The organism is Nostoc sp. NMS2, assembly GCF_017115105.1.
Taxonomy (GTDB): Bacteria; Cyanobacteriota; Cyanobacteriia; order Cyanobacteriales; family Nostocaceae; genus Nostoc.
Window position 1 is genome coordinate 21598 of the sequence record NZ_JABXKH010000105.1, and the last position, 15786, is coordinate 37383.

Genomic DNA, 15786 nt, shown 5'->3' on the forward strand with positions numbered 1-15786 from the left:
TAAATTATCAAAATAGCCAAGATATTTTAATATATGCTACTTACTTATCTTAATAATTTGCTATGGAAGCAGTACTAGAAGTATTTATTGTTGTAACTATGCGGCGGATGAATTTATTTAAGCCTAAAATAGGCTTTGATAAACATACTCCAGATCATTAATATATTGAAACATTGTTTTGCTAGGATGTAGTTGAATATTACGTTGTAGATTATTAACTAACACTGGCTCGTCTAAGCATCGCTGCATCTGTCGAGCAAGATGATAATAGTCACCCAGGGCAAATAGTAATCCATTGTGTTCATCTTTTACTAGCTCAGACATACCTCCCAAATCTGTCGCAATTACTGGTAAACCTACTTGCAATGCAGCATGCATAACTAAAGGAGTGTTTTCATACCATCTGGATGGTACTACTAAAAAGTCTACCTCTGCAAGCACATTGGCCATTTGTGGTGCTGGAAATGTGCCAGCAAAAAATATGTTAGGATCATTACCTGCTAAATCCTGAAGATGCTTACTGTAGCCAGGGAAATGGCTTAGGTTTCCATAAATGATTAGTTTAGCTTTTGATGAATGTTGAAGGCGTTGAAATGCTTGAATCAGCAAATCTGCACCTTTGTGTGGAGAGAGAGTGCCAATAAAACCGAAATTTACCGTATCTTTTGGTTGCGATCGCTCTATTTTCGGTAAGGGTTCAATACCGTAAGGTAATTTGATTAATTTATCACAAGGTAGACCATTACGAGAAAATATTTCCCGCATCAAATCAGTAGGAACGATAATCAAGTCTGCAAAATTTACATGCTCAAGTATCCTCTGTTGGCGCTCTGGAAAAGCTTTTAAAGCATTCACAGCCTTAGATGTTGCTAATTTTGAGTGTAAACTAGAAGCGATCGCCATTCCTGCTTTCAGCACCTCATCTGGCAAATGGCGACTCCACTTGATAATCTCTGGTTGAGAACTGTTACTCAGATAGCAGCGCAAGCATTCAATACCATCTGCATCTGGCCCCTGACATAACTGATTATTATGTTTAAGTAACTGAATGGTTGGACAAACTAGCCAAAAGTCTGTAGCAGAATAAACTACAGGCATTCCTATAGATTTAATTGCTGGAATCACCTTAGTGGAGAGAAGCAAGCAATGATTAATATGTACTAAATCTGCTTGCCAAGTTTGTAAAAAACTCAAAATTATCTCCACTTGTCCTACAGATTTAAAGTCACTTACAATCGGATACTTCTTTTGAAGAGTTGTGCAAATCCTAAAAACAGTTATACCTTCATATTCATCTTCAACGCTAAACTTATCTGAAGTTCTTACTTTCAAAGATGCCTCACTACAAACAACTGCAACTTCATGTCCTCTCTGCATTAACTCTCGTGCCATCTGCAAAGTTAAAATTTCTGTACCACCAGAGTATTTAGGAAGAAATTGATGCACCAAGATAGCTATACGCATGATTGCAATACATCTTGATAAACTTTGATAACTTCTTGAGTCATTATCTCCGTTGTTCGCGGGTATTCAGTTGTTTGCGACATTTTTAATGATGTCTCTGGATTCTCAATAATTTTTTGCATTATTTGTTCTAATTCCTGGACATTACCCATTTTAAAGGTGTATCCATTTTTGCCTTCTTCAACAAATTCTGTCATTCCTTCTACATCTGAAACTATCACAGGTGTATGACTTGCCAAAGAATTTAATAGAACGAGCGGACTGTTTTCATACCAACGAGATGGAATTACTAGGAAATCTAGATTAGAAAATATTTTTAACATTTCTTCTTTCGGAAAAGTCCCGCAAAATTTTACAGTATAACCATTTGCTTTTTTGTGTAAATTAAGCGAGTAATCTGGATCTTGCTTTTCTGAACCGAATAAATATAATTCTGCTGCTCCATAAGGAAGACGACAGAAAGCATCAACTAATATATCTACTCCTTTATGAACTGTCATCTGTCCGATAAAACCAAATCTTATCGGTGCATTTATTGGTCTAGCTGATTTTGTCAATATTGGCAAATCAATACCAAATTTAATGTCATAAATGGGCACCGTTAATCCATTCCGCACATAAGCTTTACGGAGAAATACAGTGGGAGCAATTACAGCTCGATAATAACGATAGTAGTAGCTTAAAAGGTCAGGTCTACAAGTTACATCTAGTACAGATCCAGCAATTACCCCCCGCTGAAATCCAGGAATTTTAATCAATAAGTTCAGTGCTTCTGCTGTTATGCGAGACTGAGGATATTGCCCGACATAACGTTCTGCTAAAGTTGCCGTTGGGAAACTACTCCTTGCTTTCAGCAAACACGCCAAGCAATTTGTTCTTTTGCGATTAGGACCAAGACATAGAGAACCATCCGCTGCTTCTAATTTATTATTAAAGCAGAAACCATAAAAATCTGTTAATGTTGCAACTGTAGAAATTTGCAGTTCGTTAATTACTTCTAAAAGAATAGCAGTATGATTAATCAGGTGGGTAACATGAACAATATCTGGCTGAATATCAACTAATATTTGTCGTAATAATTTACGTATTTCTGGCTGATAGTAAGTATCTTTAATTCGCGTATTGGGAATATAGTTTTTATCTATACAATAAACTGGAAGACCCTTGTATTCATAATATCTAAGTACACTATCAGTCTGCGGTTCACCTGGAAACATTGCAGAAACTACTATTGGTTGATGTCCTAGTTTTTGCAGGTTTATTGCCAAATCTAAAGTGTAAGTCTCTGTGCCATAGAAATGCTCTGGAAAAAAGCAATGAACAAATATTGCAACCTTCATAAATTCTCCTGTAAAAGCTCACTGTAGAGGCTGCTATAGCTTCTAATCATTGCTTGTACAGAAAACAATGCCTGTGCCCTTTGGCGATTTACAGAACCAATTTGTAGTCGTTTCTCACGATTATCTAATAAATCAATAATAATTTCGGCTAGTTTGCTGCTGTCCCCAGGAGGAGCCAGTAATTGATTATTATTAATAATTTCTGCTATTCCTCCAACGTTGTAACCAACAACTGGAATACCCATATTCATTGCAAAAGGGCTGACCTGTCCAAAGCTTTCTTGCCATACTGGTGCAACAAAAATACTCATTTGTTCGTAAAATGAAGGTAATTTATCGTAGGCAACATAGCCTGTGAAAGTGAATCTATCAGCAATTTTTGCTTTGTTAACAGCCTCTTTATAAACTTCTAAAAAAAGCCCACCACCAACAATTAATATTTTTGTTTTTGGTCTTTGTTGAGCTACCTTAATAAATACATCAATAGAATTTTCATTTAGCTTATCTGCTTCCAGACGATAAACCATGCCAATGCAATCTTTTGGGATACTTCTCTGGTTATCTCTCGAAAACATATCAAAATTAGAACCAGGATAAATTGTTAAATGTTGAGGATGCTCCAGTCCAAATGTATTTTTAACATAATTACTTACATAAACATATTTATGACAATTTTTGCTTAAATAAGGTTTTACAGGGGTATTAATATTTTCTACGACTATGCACTTATTGTATTTTTGAACGGCATTAAATACATTTTCATACCAAGGAGTATCACAATCTCCCCAAAAATGTATATGCACTATTTCAGGACTAAACTGATTTAAATATGACAGTATATCTTGTTCTACAGTAAAATGATGGATAGTTAATCCAGTATAGCTTGGAGGATTAGGAATATAACTTGTAACTACTTCCTGTTCATAAATATGACCAAGATGTTCAATTAAATCAATTACAAGACGTGAAGAGCCTCCAGTCATAAAATTTGCGATCGCATGAACTATACGAGGTCGATTTGACTGAGGAGTCTGCAATATTTTAACTTGATAGGCTGTTGATGAGACAGTGGAATTTATAAGATTTACAACAATACCAGGGTCTTTCACAAAACCCAAAAATTTTTTTAGCTTAAACCATTGGGTTCGGATTGTCCAAAATTTGCTAGTTTGTATTGCGGCAATAGTAGCTTTTAGATGTTCTACTTCGGCTTGAGATTGTTGCAACTTAGACAACATAGTAGATTTTAAGTACTCTACATCCGGTTGAGTTTGTTGTAGAGAAGAAATCGTAGCTTTTAAGTAATCTACATCCGGTTGAGTTTGTTGTATAGAAGAAATCGTAGCTTTTAATTGCTCTACCTCTATTTGAGTTTGTTGTAATTTAGATAATATGGTAGCTTTTAATTGCTCTACCTCTACTTGAGTTTGTTGCAAAGACAGCATCGTAGCTTTTAATTGCTCTACCTCTGCTTGAGTTTGTTGCAACTGAGGTTGTTGCAATTGAGACAGCATTGTAGCTTTTAATTGTTCTACCTCTGCTTGAGTTTGTTGCAATTGAGACAGCATTGCGACTTTTAAATTTTCTACTTCTGTTTTAGCGTGTTCTAATTTAGACATCAAGCTTACTTCTCCATACCGAGAGATAGTCAATCTGTAAAGAAATTCTGACATCTTGCTTTTGTCAAGCTCAAGTTGTTCTGTGTCCCAAATAGGATACATCGCATCTACTATATCGATAAATTGTTTTGTTAAATCTGAATTTACGCTATCAAGAAAATTTTGTAGCCCATCTGTAACATAATCTCTGAGTGGTGGTGGAAACAGACCTTCTTCAGAATTAAAATCTTGTAAACATTGTTGTAAAACTTTTGGTGTGTGGTAAAGTTCATAATGTCTTCTAGAACAAGTAGCTTGTTCTGCCAAAATTTCAGGAGTCAATGCCTGCAAATAACTATACAATTCTTCAGGCTTTTGCCAAAAATAAGCTTCTGGATAAACGATATCAATCCCACTAAGTACACGAGAATTATAGTTTTGATGACCAATAAATGGCGTACCTGATCCCATGACTTCAATCGATGCTCTCCCACCACCTAAAGGGAAAGAATTAAGGTATATATCTATTTTTTGCTCACTTATTGTCCACCATAAACTTTTTACCCAAGGAATGTAAATAAATGATTCTTGGGTAATACCTCTTTGTTCTAAGCCTTGCCTAATTCTTTCTAAACTGTAATGTGATAGTTCCCCAATGTGTATATGTACTCCTTGCGTCACATCCAGAATTTTTGGAACTTCTTCTATATAACTGTAAGGATAGATTTGCTCAAACTTATTACCACTACCTGAAGAGCAAGTTCTCAGTTTGCCATTTGCAATGAATGGTAATTCGGGTGAACGTGTACCTAAATCTTCAACTATCAAAGGTATGTATCTAGTATTGGCAACACCCAAATTATGGCGGCAGTTGTAAAAACCAAAAGCGTGTGGATCAATATGTTTTGCGTGAGATAAATATAAGCCTAAACAAAGTTGATGATCGCAGTGATGGTAAAAAATTAATTCTTGGGCGAGATGAGGTTGTACAGCTGCAATAGCTACAGCATCTTGCCAGTGATTAAACAAAAAAACCTGACTTAATTGCCTCTCTATTAACTGAGATTGCAACCAAAAAAGTTTATCTAGTAAAGTACTTTGGGGTGCCCACTCTATTTGTACATTGGGGGATGCAAACCTACTTAAAATAATTTCACGATTAACTGTGTTAAATATATCTGTAATTAAAATTATGTGTTTTCTATGCGGTTGCGCTTTAATTAAATCTTCTAATACTGCAGTGTGTCCACCTGTTTTATAAAGTTCAGTAGCAATATAGATAATATTTCCGTTTTCATGATTAGGGTATGAGTCGATTGTCAATAATGGCTTTTGATGTTCTAAAGCTTTAGCACCAATCTGCTGACAGAGTTTATCTAAGGTTGCCGAACCAAATACTTTCGCTGTGGCTCGATTATCTCTAATAATTTTTTCGACAAAGTTAACAAGTAAATCTAGAGGACTTTCTAAATCACCCGATTTCATATATTCAGCTATTTGAGATTCTATATTCAAAATATAATTGTTATACATAACTACTACAAAATTGCTAAAACCAATTGACTGCTAAATTTAATACAAATATCATCCCCAATAAAAGGATTTTGGAAAACAAAATAAGGATCGTAACCACATACCATCCAAGTCTCTTTATTTTTAAGTTCTATATGTATCTGATGGCGTTCAATTGAGTTATCTTCTGGATTGCAGTTTATTTTTTCCACTGCTTCTATTTCTTGAATACGGATAATTTCAAAGTTAGGATTTTTATGGAGGGAAAATAAAAATCCAGGGTCTATCCGTAAATATTGTGGTGATTTTAATAAATTAATTTTGATGTCAATAACCTCACCAAATCCAGCAATAGTTGAAACTAATAAGCTGTGAGATTCCTGAAAATCTAATGTATTTGCATAGAATAATTGTAAAGTAAATTGAACGCTGTTTCGCTGTTTTTGAGATAAAATATTAGTAACTAATGATGACGAGTAAAGATTCACTTTAAAAACCCTTGTTGAAATAATTTACAATTATTGATATTTGCTCCTCTGTGATATGGGGATGTAAGGGTAAACTTAGGACTTCCTTAGCTAGTTGTTCTGCGATCGCAAAACTTCCTTCATGCCATCCACTGCCGATATAAGCACCTGATAGATGGGGAGGAATTGGATAGTGAATTAGTGTACCAATCCCAGATTGGTGCAAATCTTGCTCTAGGCTGTGCCTTTTGGGGTAACGTACAACAAATAAATGCCACACTGACTCAGCCCAGTTAGGTACAAAAGGCAAGGCTACGTTAGCAGTTCTGACTAGTCCTTGCAAGTATTGTTCCGCTATGTGAGCGCGGCGAGAATTCCATTCATCTAGTTTAGTTAGCTTCACTCTTAAAAATGCTGCTTGTAATTCATCCAGTCGGCTATTGTAACCCTGAATTTCATTTTCATACTTTATACGAGAACCATAGTTACGCAGTAGGCGAACTTTATCGGCTAAGTCTACATCGTTAGTTGTTACCGCTCCTCCATCGCCGATCGCTCCAAGGTTTTTGGTGGGATAAAAACTGAAACCTGCTGCATCCCCCAAACTACCTACACGACGATTCTTAAATCGTGCGCCATGAGCTTGAGCAGCATCTTCAATCACTTTGAGATTATATCGCTTTGCAATTACATTGATAGCATCCATGTCCGCTGGTTGACCATAAAGATGCACTACCAAAATCGCTTTTGTGCGTTCCGTAATTGCAGCTTCAATAAGTTGAGGATTTATATTATACGTTCTCTCATCTGGTTCTACTGGTACGGGTGTTCCTCCAGCGTAGGAAACTGCCAGCCAGGTAGCAATGTAAGTATTTGCTGGTACAATTATCTCATCACCAGTAACAATTTCCATAGCTCTTAGAATTAGATGCAAAGCATCTAAACCATTACCTACACCAATGCAGTATTTTGTTTGGCAATAAGCAGCAAATTCAGCTTCAAAAGCCTCGACTTCTCTACCAAGAATATACCAGCCAGCTTTCATCACCCGTTGGTAGGCTGAATCAAGTTCTTCTTGAAGTTCAAGATAGGAAGCCTCAAAATTGAGAAATGGAACTTTCATTATTCCTTACCCCGAACAGATGCTAAAAATCCTTGGTAATCTCTATAATAGTCCGCCTCATCATAAACTCTAGAAGCTAAAACCATACATACAGAACCAGAAGAAAAATTATCAATTTCTCGCCATACTAGTGCAGGAATATATAGCCCATAATAAGAGCGATTTAAATTATAGCATTTTTGCTCATATCCATCATTTAAGATAACATCAAAGCTACCTGACATAGCTATTATAAATTGATTGCAATTTTTCAGAGCGTGCCCAGCCCGATTAGCACCACCAGGTACATCATATAAATAAAAAACCCTTTTGAACTCAAAGGGAATATGTCTATTTTCTTCAATAAATGTGAGATTTCCACGGGGATCAGTAATTTTTGGCAATTCGATTAATTTACAGTTTTCAAGGCTCATATAACTTCTTGACCTATGAGAGGAATTTCATAAAACTCCTGTACCACTCCACCACCTCCAAATTCTGATTTAAATTGGTAAAGGCTAGCTTTCAGATCCTGACCCTCATTTTGGTTGCTGGTTCCAAAATCAAAATAATGCGCACTTTGCAATTGCGCTTTTTTCAGGCAATGTTCAAAAAGCAGGTCTAAGGCACATATTTGATTGCCCAACTGACTCGAACCAATATACTGTGCGCGTAAAACTTTAGGCCCAGAAAACAAAACTATACCTGCTACAACCTCATGCTCATATAATCCCACGACAAACTCGATATTATTGGGAAACATAGAGTAAAGGTAAATGATTTCATTGAGAGAATGAACTGGTAATGCACCAATTTTTCTCGCAAGATTATCTTCGAGTAATTTCCAAAAATCTTTAACAAATTCAACCCCTTCTTTGATTTGAACTCCATATTTTAGTGCTTTCTCTAGTCCTCTTCTACGCCTTTTAGTTGATATTGGTCGATTTAGTAGGTCAATAGCACAGGAGAGATCGCAACGATAGCGTACCGCACCTATACGAAAAAGTGCATACAAATCATCAGCAGCGGGTACTTGATGGTAAATGTTTGGCACTACCTTATATCGAAGTGATTCAAATCCATGATTGGCATAGTAATCACGCAGTGCTTTAAAAGCCTCAATCATATTTGCGCCACGCAAATTACCTGTATGCAACAACCCGCCGTAAGTGATACCTGGATGACTAACTACTCTTTTACTATTAGATGGATCTATAGCTGCTGGAAATAAACCAACTAGTCGATTTTTCTCATCCTTAATCATTAAGGATACATCCTGAAATCGATCGGCATGGTAGGAAAGATAGCGACGAGTATGGAGAAATGTAGCCATCGGTGTGCTAACTAAAAATTCATCCCAGATCGCAGAATTTTTTTCAGAGTAGGGAAGAATTTTTAGAGAATTATTTTGTTCAACATACTCTTCATCTGTATTTATAGTATTGTGACTTTGATTACTGTAAGATTGCAACTCCAAATCCTGTTTCTCCGTAGTTATTTCCGTTGTAAAACATATAAGTGCCGTATTTTGTTTTTTGGATGCAAGAGCAGTGTATCATCTGAGAGTCCCAACCAGTTTTAGATACATCAAGACTAACTTTTTGATCTTGACGTAGCCAGTTTTGACCATCCAAAGATTCAGCATAGCCTATTCTATAGCCCATACTTATAGTACGGATCGAATACCACATTTTGTATAAATTATATTCTTTAGTTACAAAGGGTCTACCAAATCCGTATTCATCATCGTTGGCAAGTTCTAAGCAAACGACACCTTGCTTTCCCCAAGTAATTCCATCAGCTGACTCAATATAGCGAACATTATAGGTAGGAACTTGCTTACCATTAACATTTATCCATTGATCGCCAGCTACATACCACATTCTCCAGTAGTCTTCTTCACGATGAACATAAGCAGCTGAACGTACAAAAAGTTCGCGATCGCTTCTCTCCAATATTGGTACCTGGGAATATCTTTGAAAACTTTCACCATTATCCTCACTAATTGCTAAACCCATCAACAAGAAGTAGCGAACCTTTACACCTAACTGCCAGCCTACATAATATAAATACAAACGCTCTTGATATTTTAATAAGCAAATAGGTGTGACACCATTATCATCAAAGGTTCCTGGATGACCAATATCTAACACAGGTTTATCAGAAACTTTTAATATCTGAAGTGGATTTTTTGCTTCCAGATCAACAAATCCAATGCGCCCGACTTTGTGACTATCTAAAAATGCTACATAAACTCTGATGCGTTCCTCATCTAGCATCATGGAAGTAGGAATATAAGCATGAGAAATAGCCCAGTCCTTTTCCCCGTTAGCTACATAGACTAATCCCAGTTTTTTCCAAATCATTAACCTACTCCGGTAGTTTGAAGAAGCGATAAGTGGTTAGCTTTGCAGGTTCTATATGTGGTATGCGGTAAATTTCTCCTACTTTTGTATCCTTGGTTATAGTCACACTAGGCCCAATCCAGCAATCTCTCTCAATTTTGAGATTGTTGCTAATAGTTGAATTTACACCGAAAAAACAATTTTTTTCCACCTCAACAAAACCAGAAATCACGACATGGGATGAAAAAAAACAATTGTCTTGAATAATTGAATGATGACCAATATGATTTCCACTCCATAGAATAACATTATTTCCTAATTGCACAAATGCCTGAACAACATTGTTTTCAAATATAAAACAATGCTCTCCTAATTTGACATTTCTCCAGACAAAAGCTTTACTACTGATGTAGCTTGCTAGCCTATATCCTTTATCTTTAGCCTGATTGCATAGCCTAGTTCTTAAGCGATTCAACTGCGTATAGACAATGGCTACAAATATCTCATGTTCACGAGGATTATAAACTTCTTCTAGGGATTCAAAGGTAACTACAGGTATTCCAAATAAACTATTTTTCTTGAGATAATCTTTTTCTACACTAAATGCTACTACTTCGTATTCTGAATCATAAGTAAAATACTCATAAGCAATTTCAGCAAAAGCACTATCACCCACAATTACTAACTTGCGATTTTTATTCATAACTTTCATCAAGGTTTTCTAATAAGAATATCTTCTCGCCTATTTGCCATCGGTAAATCTGATTTCTGAGGTAAGATATATGCATCAAAGCCTTGATTTCTCGCTCTAGTAACTAAAGATAAAACTACGGAGTCGTCAATCAGATGGTGCTCAATATTATTGAAGGATACTTCTGGTAATTCTTCTTTGCCTGTAAAATTCTGATGAAATTTAATTCCATTTTTACTGCTAAAAAAACGCTTTCTTTTAGAGACATTAGGGATATCTCCTATCAGCATTTCCCCGCCATCAGACATTAATTCCAGGGAGCTATCCAAAAAGTTCCATATATTTGACTCAACAAATATATAGTGTAATACACTATAAGTTAATATGACATCTACTTCACCTCTATACTTATTAAATAAATCATTACAATCAGGGTAATAACCAATAATTTTTTTAATAAATGGTTCATTTGGTAAATGAGATAGCATTTCCTCTGAATCAATGAGAATCAGAGTATGTTCATTTTTTCGACACAAATCAATCAGCATGAGGGGTAGTTCACTACAACCACAGCCAATATCAAGAACCACTTTATTCTGCGTACATAACAGAGGCAACTTGCCGATAATATCCTCAAATATTAAATGTTCTTTGTTTTGGCGGTAAGAGTTGGGAAAACCTATTTTTTCGTAGCAGCTTAATGAATCATCTTTTGCCATCTTCCGAAAATCATCAAATGACAAATTGGCAAATCTACTGTAATCATTCATATTTAAGTAATTTAATATTTATCTCAAGGTGAGTGTAATTTTAAGAATTTGTTATTTTTAAAAAATCGACTTCTACATTTGCATAAACCATACCTGGAAAACGATCTAGCGGATCTTGCGCTAAATTAGATTGAAAAACAACAGCATTTTCTAGAATATCTAGAAAAATATGTTGTTGGTTTATAACAACAGGTAATTCTATGCCGATCGTAATTGTATAAACTCCGTAGTTTAAAATATTTGTACCTTTTATTTCTATTACATAAACTTCTCCTGCTTTCGCTGAAGGCATTTCTATTCTCTTTGCGGTGGTCATATAAGCAATCAGCATTTGCCCTTTTAAATCTCTAAATGAATACCCAATACAAAACGACGGCAGGTCTTGTTTAAAGAGAATAGAAACCTGAATAGTAAAATCTTCTTTAAAATCAAGTTGGTCAGTAGGACGATGCTGGCTATTTAGTAGCTTAATATCTAATATTTTTGCACTATCATCACCGTAGCGATGAGCGCCTTCAGCAAACTTCGCTTCTTTAACAGTAGAAACAAATATTTTCGATATAGTAGATTGCCCATCTAAATTATTATCTTGTGTTGCTTTTTCATGTTGACTAATAGTTGGGATATTTTCATTTATTAGTTCAACTTGTTGCTTTAACTCCTGATTCATTTCACTGTGAACAATACTTATATAAGTATCTACTACCTCTGAAGCTTTACCAATTTTCAGCAGTTTTCCTTTTTCGAGGAAAGCACATCGCTGACAAAGACTTTTAACTGAACTTGTATCATGGCTAACAAACAGCACTGTCACACCTGTTTCCATCATTTGCCGCATTCGTGCCATACACTTCGCCTGAAAAAACATATCCCCTACAGCCAAAGCCTCATCCACAATTAGGATATCTGGGTCAATATGAATCGCTGAGGCAAAAGCCAACCGGACATACATACCACTGGAATAAGTTTTAACAGCTTGGTCAATAAAATCTCCAATATCGGCAAAAGCGGCAATCTGATGGAAGCGCTTATCCACATCATGTCTGGAAAGCCCCATGATTGCCCCATTCATATACACGTTTTCTCGCCCGGTGAATTCTGGGTTGAACCCAGCGCCCAATTCCAGGAGGGCGGCAACACGTCCATTCACTTGAACTACACCACTGGTCGGGGTCAAAGTACCGCAAATCATTTGCAGGAGAGTGGATTTACCTGCACCATTACGCCCAATGATGCCTATAGTTTCACCCTTCATTACCTGGAAGGAAACATCTTGTAATGCCCAAAATTCTTGAGCGTAGGTTCTTTCTGGTAATAAAATCTCTTTTAGCCGATCGGCTGGTCGAGTATATCGCTTGTAGCATTTCGAGACATTTTTGAGGGAAATTGCAATTTCTTCTCCCATACTGTTACTATCAATCCTCAAAACTTCTAGTTATTAAAGCACCAATTCACAATACATCAGCAAATGCTGTTCGTAAACGTTTATACACATAAAATCCGCTACAAAACATCACTAATGCAATTATTGAGGATACTCCCCATTCACCCCAATGTTCAACCTTTCCAACTAAAATTAAATCACGATACACTTCAACGATCGCAGTCATGGGATTTAACCAAAATACTACACTTCGCCATTCCTCTGGAATTGCTGATGCCGGATAAATAATCGGTGTCAAATACATCCAAATGTTTAAAATCACTGCTAAAGTCTGGGGAATATCTCGCAAAAAAACCGTTAGTCCTGAAGCTAAATAGCCTAAACCTGTTGTTAACAACAACTGTGTTAGCCAAACTAAGGGTAATAATGCTAATGTAGGATGTAAAATATGAGTATTAACTGCTACAAAAAAAATCAACATTATTAAACCAAAAGAACTTTCAATAAATGTTGATAAAATTGGTACTAGTGGTAGCAATGCTAAAGGAAATACGACCTTTTTAACTAAATTATTCTGTGCTACTACTGAGCTAGCGGACTGGATTAACCCCCCTGAAAAAGCAAGCCAAGGAAGTAAACCTGCAAACAGCCACAACCCAAAGGTGAAGTTATTTTCTGGTAAGCTTTTGAGGCTTAACTTCACTTTCAGCACAACCGAAAATACATAAGTGTAAATTAATAATTGTGAGAGCTGATTTAGCAAAGGCCACAAATTTCCTAAAATAGAACCCTTATACCGTGCTTCTAAATCTCGCCTAACCAAAGTTCTCAGCAAGTCAAATTTTGTCCACCAGTTTGCATTGACTGGCAGTATGCGCCTCAGTCTGGCTGCTTTACGTACAAATCCTTGCATTGTTTGTAATCAATCCTGTTTCCTTGTTCACTACTCATACACCCAATTTCTCTTTATAAGGCTTCATAGCCATAAGAGTAACGTTGTATTCTTTGGAGAATACATCATTAACTATCAAATCGTACCTAAATTAGGTTGGCAATACTGCTTTCTTTTTTTGCTTAACTCAAGGTATCTGGATCAATTCCTTGCGATCGCAAATACTCTGCTAATCGATCAGCCCGTTGGCGTTCCTGTTCAGCCCGTTGGCGTTCCTGTTCAGCCCGTTGATGTTCCTGTTCAGCCCGTTGATGTTCCTGTTCAGCCCGTTGACGTTCCTGTTCAGCCCGTTGGCGTTCCTGTTCAGCCCGTTGACGTTCCTGTTCTGCTTGTTCTCTTCGGGTTGGAACCCAACCCGCAGAACTATACCAACGCAACCACAAACCTGTTGTCTGCTGATAAGTACCTTGCCAAAGACCCAATCCTAGTTCTAACTCTTCCAACCATAAGCGATTCTCTGGTAAAGATATTGCCTCATAGTGATTACCACTGACTTGAAAGGCACGCAAATGATTTTCGTAGCGATCGTAGATAACGTAGTAGGGAACCCGTAAAATCTGTTCATATACTTCCCACTTCGTTGGGGGTCGGTTTACTTCCCGCAGTGTTTTTCCTAAGTCTTCTTGTTCTGTACCAGGTGAAAGTAATTCAACTACTAAAAATGGATCAATTCCTTCTTGCCAAATGACGTAACTTAAGCGTAGGTCTTGCTGTTGGCTACCACTAGGTAATCCTAAAACCATGTACCAATCAGGACGCTTGTACCACAAAGGATGCCGGGGATCGTAGTAAAGATTTAAGTCGCTAGCAAGCAAAATTTCCTCAGATGGATAAGTGAGAGGCTGACAAGTCTCACTGAGCAAATCTGCCTGAATCCGGTGAAATTCATCTGGCAAACCTGATTCCCCCACTAATTCACTGGGTAAATCATACATCGTAGGCATTGTTTCTTGTGGCGGACGGGGTGGATCTGTTTGATACATGACTACTACCTTGGTTGCTTAACTCAAGCTATCTGGATTAACTCCGAGCGATCGCAAATGTTCCGCTAACCGTTGCGATCGCAGCTGTTCTTCTTCCAACCGTAATTCTACTTCTGACACCTGTTGCTGTGCTTCTGACGCTTGTTGCTGCGCTTCTGACGCTTGTTGCTGCGCTGCTAACGCTTGTTGCTGCGCTGTAATAGCCACTTGTTGCGCTGCAATAGCAGCCTCCTCTGGTGTTGGAACTAAATCACCATCGGATGTAAAGTAGCGCAATTTACCTGCTTCTACACCTAAATACAGCCTAAGCACATCGCTCCAACGCCATCCCCGCGCATTTGGTGTAATTTCTTGATACTTGTTACCTACCAATTCAAAACCCATAAATTCCAGATTCTCCGGCGAAAACCAAAAATATTCTGGTGTGTGAAATCGATTTTCATAGAGATTCTTCTTCAAATTCCGGTCAATATCAGCCGTACTTTCAGAAAGTAATTCAATAATCAAATCTGGATAACGACCATCTTCTTCCCAGACTACCCAGGAATTACGCGATCGCTTTTCGGTATCTTTGACCAAAAAAAAGTCTGGGCCGCGAAAATCTCGATTTCGCAACTGCTGACGGCTAAAATAGATTGTTAGATTTGCACCTATAAAGAAATCATTACAGTCACGCCACAGCCACTCAAGGGAAGTTACTAGCAGCAATAGCTGCATATAGTGCAATGAAGTTTCCATTTCCGGCTCATCACTTAACAACCGAGTTGCATCGGGCATTTGCTGTTCTAGCTGCTGCGCTGTGACAAACATTGGGTGTGTACCTGTTTGGTTGTTGATTTAATTTTAAGCTTTTTGTGATTTGTTATTTTTTATTTGTCATTGATTATTCGCCGCGTCTCCCTCATCTCCCACTGAATTTATGAGAGCAGAGTCACGGATTCCGCTACACTGAGACGAAGGTTTGTTGCATTGTAATCAGGCATGGAAATCGGACAAAAGGTTAAAGTCTTTCGTTTGCGCGATCGCGTTTCTCCCCCAATTGTAAAAAAATTAGGACAAGTGGGTATCATCCAAGGCTACAAAGTCATTGATGGTGGGATCGGTGTAGTAGTGCTGTTTGAGGACAATACTTCTACTTGGTTTTTTGAAGATGAAATTAAACCTGTGTAGTGGTAAAG

Annotated in this window: 15 protein-coding genes; 1 reads left to right on the forward strand and 14 read right to left on the reverse strand. The window is 37.2% G+C overall.

The window, feature by feature from the left end; genetic code table 11:
• Positions 1-123: 123 nt before the first annotated feature.
• The 14 genes from HWQ36_RS19100 to HWQ36_RS19165 all read right to left on the reverse strand — a co-directional run bounded on the left by HWQ36_RS19100 (position 124) and on the right by HWQ36_RS19165 (position 15418).
• Positions 124-1464 carry a glycosyltransferase gene (locus HWQ36_RS19100; RefSeq protein ID WP_292705250.1) on the reverse strand — a complete coding sequence of 447 codons (1341 nt, stop codon included), beginning with the start codon at positions 1462-1464 and terminating at the stop codon, positions 124-126.
• Positions 1455-2804 carry a glycosyltransferase family 4 protein gene (locus HWQ36_RS19105; RefSeq protein ID WP_292705251.1) on the reverse strand — a complete coding sequence of 450 codons (1350 nt, stop codon included), beginning with the start codon at positions 2802-2804 and terminating at the stop codon, positions 1455-1457. Before HWQ36_RS19105 ends, HWQ36_RS19100 begins: the two co-directional genes overlap by 10 nt.
• A complete protein-coding gene (locus HWQ36_RS19110; protein WP_292705252.1) occupies positions 2801-5935 on the reverse strand; it encodes a glycosyltransferase in 3135 nt (1044 codons plus the stop codon). Before HWQ36_RS19110 ends, HWQ36_RS19105 begins: the two co-directional genes overlap by 4 nt.
• Before the next feature lie 5 nt (positions 5936-5940).
• A complete protein-coding gene (locus tag HWQ36_RS19115; protein WP_292705253.1) occupies positions 5941-6402 on the reverse strand; it encodes a hypothetical protein in 462 nt (153 codons plus the stop codon).
• 1 nt (position 6403) lies between these two features.
• Positions 6404-7504, reverse strand: coding sequence for a DegT/DnrJ/EryC1/StrS family aminotransferase (locus HWQ36_RS19120; RefSeq protein ID WP_292705254.1), 1101 nt, complete (start codon positions 7502-7504; stop codon positions 6404-6406).
• Entirely contained in the window at positions 7504-7917 is a 414-nt protein-coding gene (locus HWQ36_RS19125) for an FdtA/QdtA family cupin domain-containing protein (RefSeq protein ID WP_292705255.1), read from the reverse strand. The genes HWQ36_RS19120 and HWQ36_RS19125 overlap by 1 nt, the downstream gene beginning before the upstream one ends.
• Positions 7914-8960, reverse strand: a complete 1047-nt coding sequence (locus tag HWQ36_RS19130) for a GNAT family N-acetyltransferase (protein ID WP_292705256.1) — start codon at positions 8958-8960, stop codon at positions 7914-7916. The genes HWQ36_RS19125 and HWQ36_RS19130 overlap by 4 nt, the downstream gene beginning before the upstream one ends.
• Positions 8938-9849, reverse strand: coding sequence for a hypothetical protein (locus HWQ36_RS19135; RefSeq protein WP_292705257.1), 912 nt, complete (start codon positions 9847-9849; stop codon positions 8938-8940). Before HWQ36_RS19135 ends, HWQ36_RS19130 begins: the two co-directional genes overlap by 23 nt.
• A gap of 4 nt (positions 9850-9853) precedes the next feature.
• Entirely contained in the window at positions 9854-10531 is a 678-nt protein-coding gene (locus HWQ36_RS19140) for an acetyltransferase (protein ID WP_292705258.1), read from the reverse strand.
• An 8-nt stretch (positions 10532-10539) separates the two neighbouring features.
• Positions 10540-11238: a class I SAM-dependent methyltransferase gene (locus tag HWQ36_RS19145; protein ID WP_292705259.1), complete on the reverse strand. Its 699-nt coding sequence runs from the start codon at positions 11236-11238 to the stop codon at positions 10540-10542.
• A gap of 91 nt (positions 11239-11329) precedes the next feature.
• Positions 11330-12694: an ABC transporter ATP-binding protein gene (locus HWQ36_RS19150; protein ID WP_292705260.1), complete on the reverse strand. Its 1365-nt coding sequence runs from the start codon at positions 12692-12694 to the stop codon at positions 11330-11332.
• A 46-nt stretch (positions 12695-12740) separates the two neighbouring features.
• Positions 12741-13586 (reverse strand): ABC transporter permease, encoded by an 846-nt coding sequence (locus tag HWQ36_RS19155; RefSeq protein WP_292705261.1) that lies wholly within the window; start codon positions 13584-13586, stop codon positions 12741-12743.
• A 161-nt stretch (positions 13587-13747) separates the two neighbouring features.
• Positions 13748-14608: a Uma2 family endonuclease gene (locus HWQ36_RS19160; RefSeq protein WP_292705262.1), complete on the reverse strand. Its 861-nt coding sequence runs from the start codon at positions 14606-14608 to the stop codon at positions 13748-13750.
• Between the two features lie 18 nt (positions 14609-14626).
• Entirely contained in the window at positions 14627-15418 is a 792-nt protein-coding gene (locus HWQ36_RS19165) for a Uma2 family endonuclease (RefSeq protein ID WP_292705264.1), read from the reverse strand.
• Between the two features lie 171 nt (positions 15419-15589).
• Here HWQ36_RS19165 and HWQ36_RS19170 point away from each other — a divergent pair, with 171 nt between their 5' ends.
• The gene (locus HWQ36_RS19170) at positions 15590-15778 is read left to right on the forward strand and encodes a DUF2862 domain-containing protein (RefSeq protein WP_292705266.1); all 189 of its coding nucleotides are present in this window, start codon (positions 15590-15592) and stop codon (positions 15776-15778) included.
• Positions 15779-15786 lie beyond the last annotated feature (8 nt).

What these genes read in the sequence shown, in the direction of transcription:
- HWQ36_RS19100 (WP_292705250.1), bottom strand. Translation starts at nt 1,464, where the DNA reads ATGCGTATAGCTATCTTGGTGCATCAATTTCTTCCTAAATACTCTGGT.
- HWQ36_RS19105 (WP_292705251.1), bottom strand. Translation starts at nt 2,804, where the DNA reads ATGAAGGTTGCAATATTTGTTCATTGCTTTTTTCCAGAGCATTTCTAT.
- HWQ36_RS19110 (WP_292705252.1), bottom strand. Translation starts at nt 5,935, where the DNA reads ATGTATAACAATTATATTTTGAATATAGAATCTCAAATAGCTGAATAT.
- HWQ36_RS19120 (WP_292705254.1), bottom strand. Translation starts at nt 7,504, where the DNA reads ATGAAAGTTCCATTTCTCAATTTTGAGGCTTCCTATCTTGAACTTCAA.
- HWQ36_RS19125 (WP_292705255.1), bottom strand. Translation starts at nt 7,917, where the DNA reads ATGAGCCTTGAAAACTGTAAATTAATCGAATTGCCAAAAATTACTGAT.
- HWQ36_RS19135 (WP_292705257.1), bottom strand. Translation starts at nt 9,849, where the DNA reads ATGATTTGGAAAAAACTGGGATTAGTCTATGTAGCTAACGGGGAAAAG.
- HWQ36_RS19140 (WP_292705258.1), bottom strand. Translation starts at nt 10,531, where the DNA reads ATGAATAAAAATCGCAAGTTAGTAATTGTGGGTGATAGTGCTTTTGCT.
- HWQ36_RS19145 (WP_292705259.1), bottom strand. Translation starts at nt 11,238, where the DNA reads ATGGCAAAAGATGATTCATTAAGCTGCTACGAAAAAATAGGTTTTCCC.
- HWQ36_RS19150 (WP_292705260.1), bottom strand. Translation starts at nt 12,694, where the DNA reads ATGGGAGAAGAAATTGCAATTTCCCTCAAAAATGTCTCGAAATGCTAC.
- HWQ36_RS19155 (WP_292705261.1), bottom strand. Translation starts at nt 13,586, where the DNA reads ATGCAAGGATTTGTACGTAAAGCAGCCAGACTGAGGCGCATACTGCCA.
- HWQ36_RS19160 (WP_292705262.1), bottom strand. Translation starts at nt 14,608, where the DNA reads ATGTATCAAACAGATCCACCCCGTCCGCCACAAGAAACAATGCCTACG.
- HWQ36_RS19165 (WP_292705264.1), bottom strand. Translation starts at nt 15,418, where the DNA reads ATGTTTGTCACAGCGCAGCAGCTAGAACAGCAAATGCCCGATGCAACT.
- HWQ36_RS19170 (WP_292705266.1), top strand. Translation starts at nt 15,590, where the DNA reads ATGGAAATCGGACAAAAGGTTAAAGTCTTTCGTTTGCGCGATCGCGTT.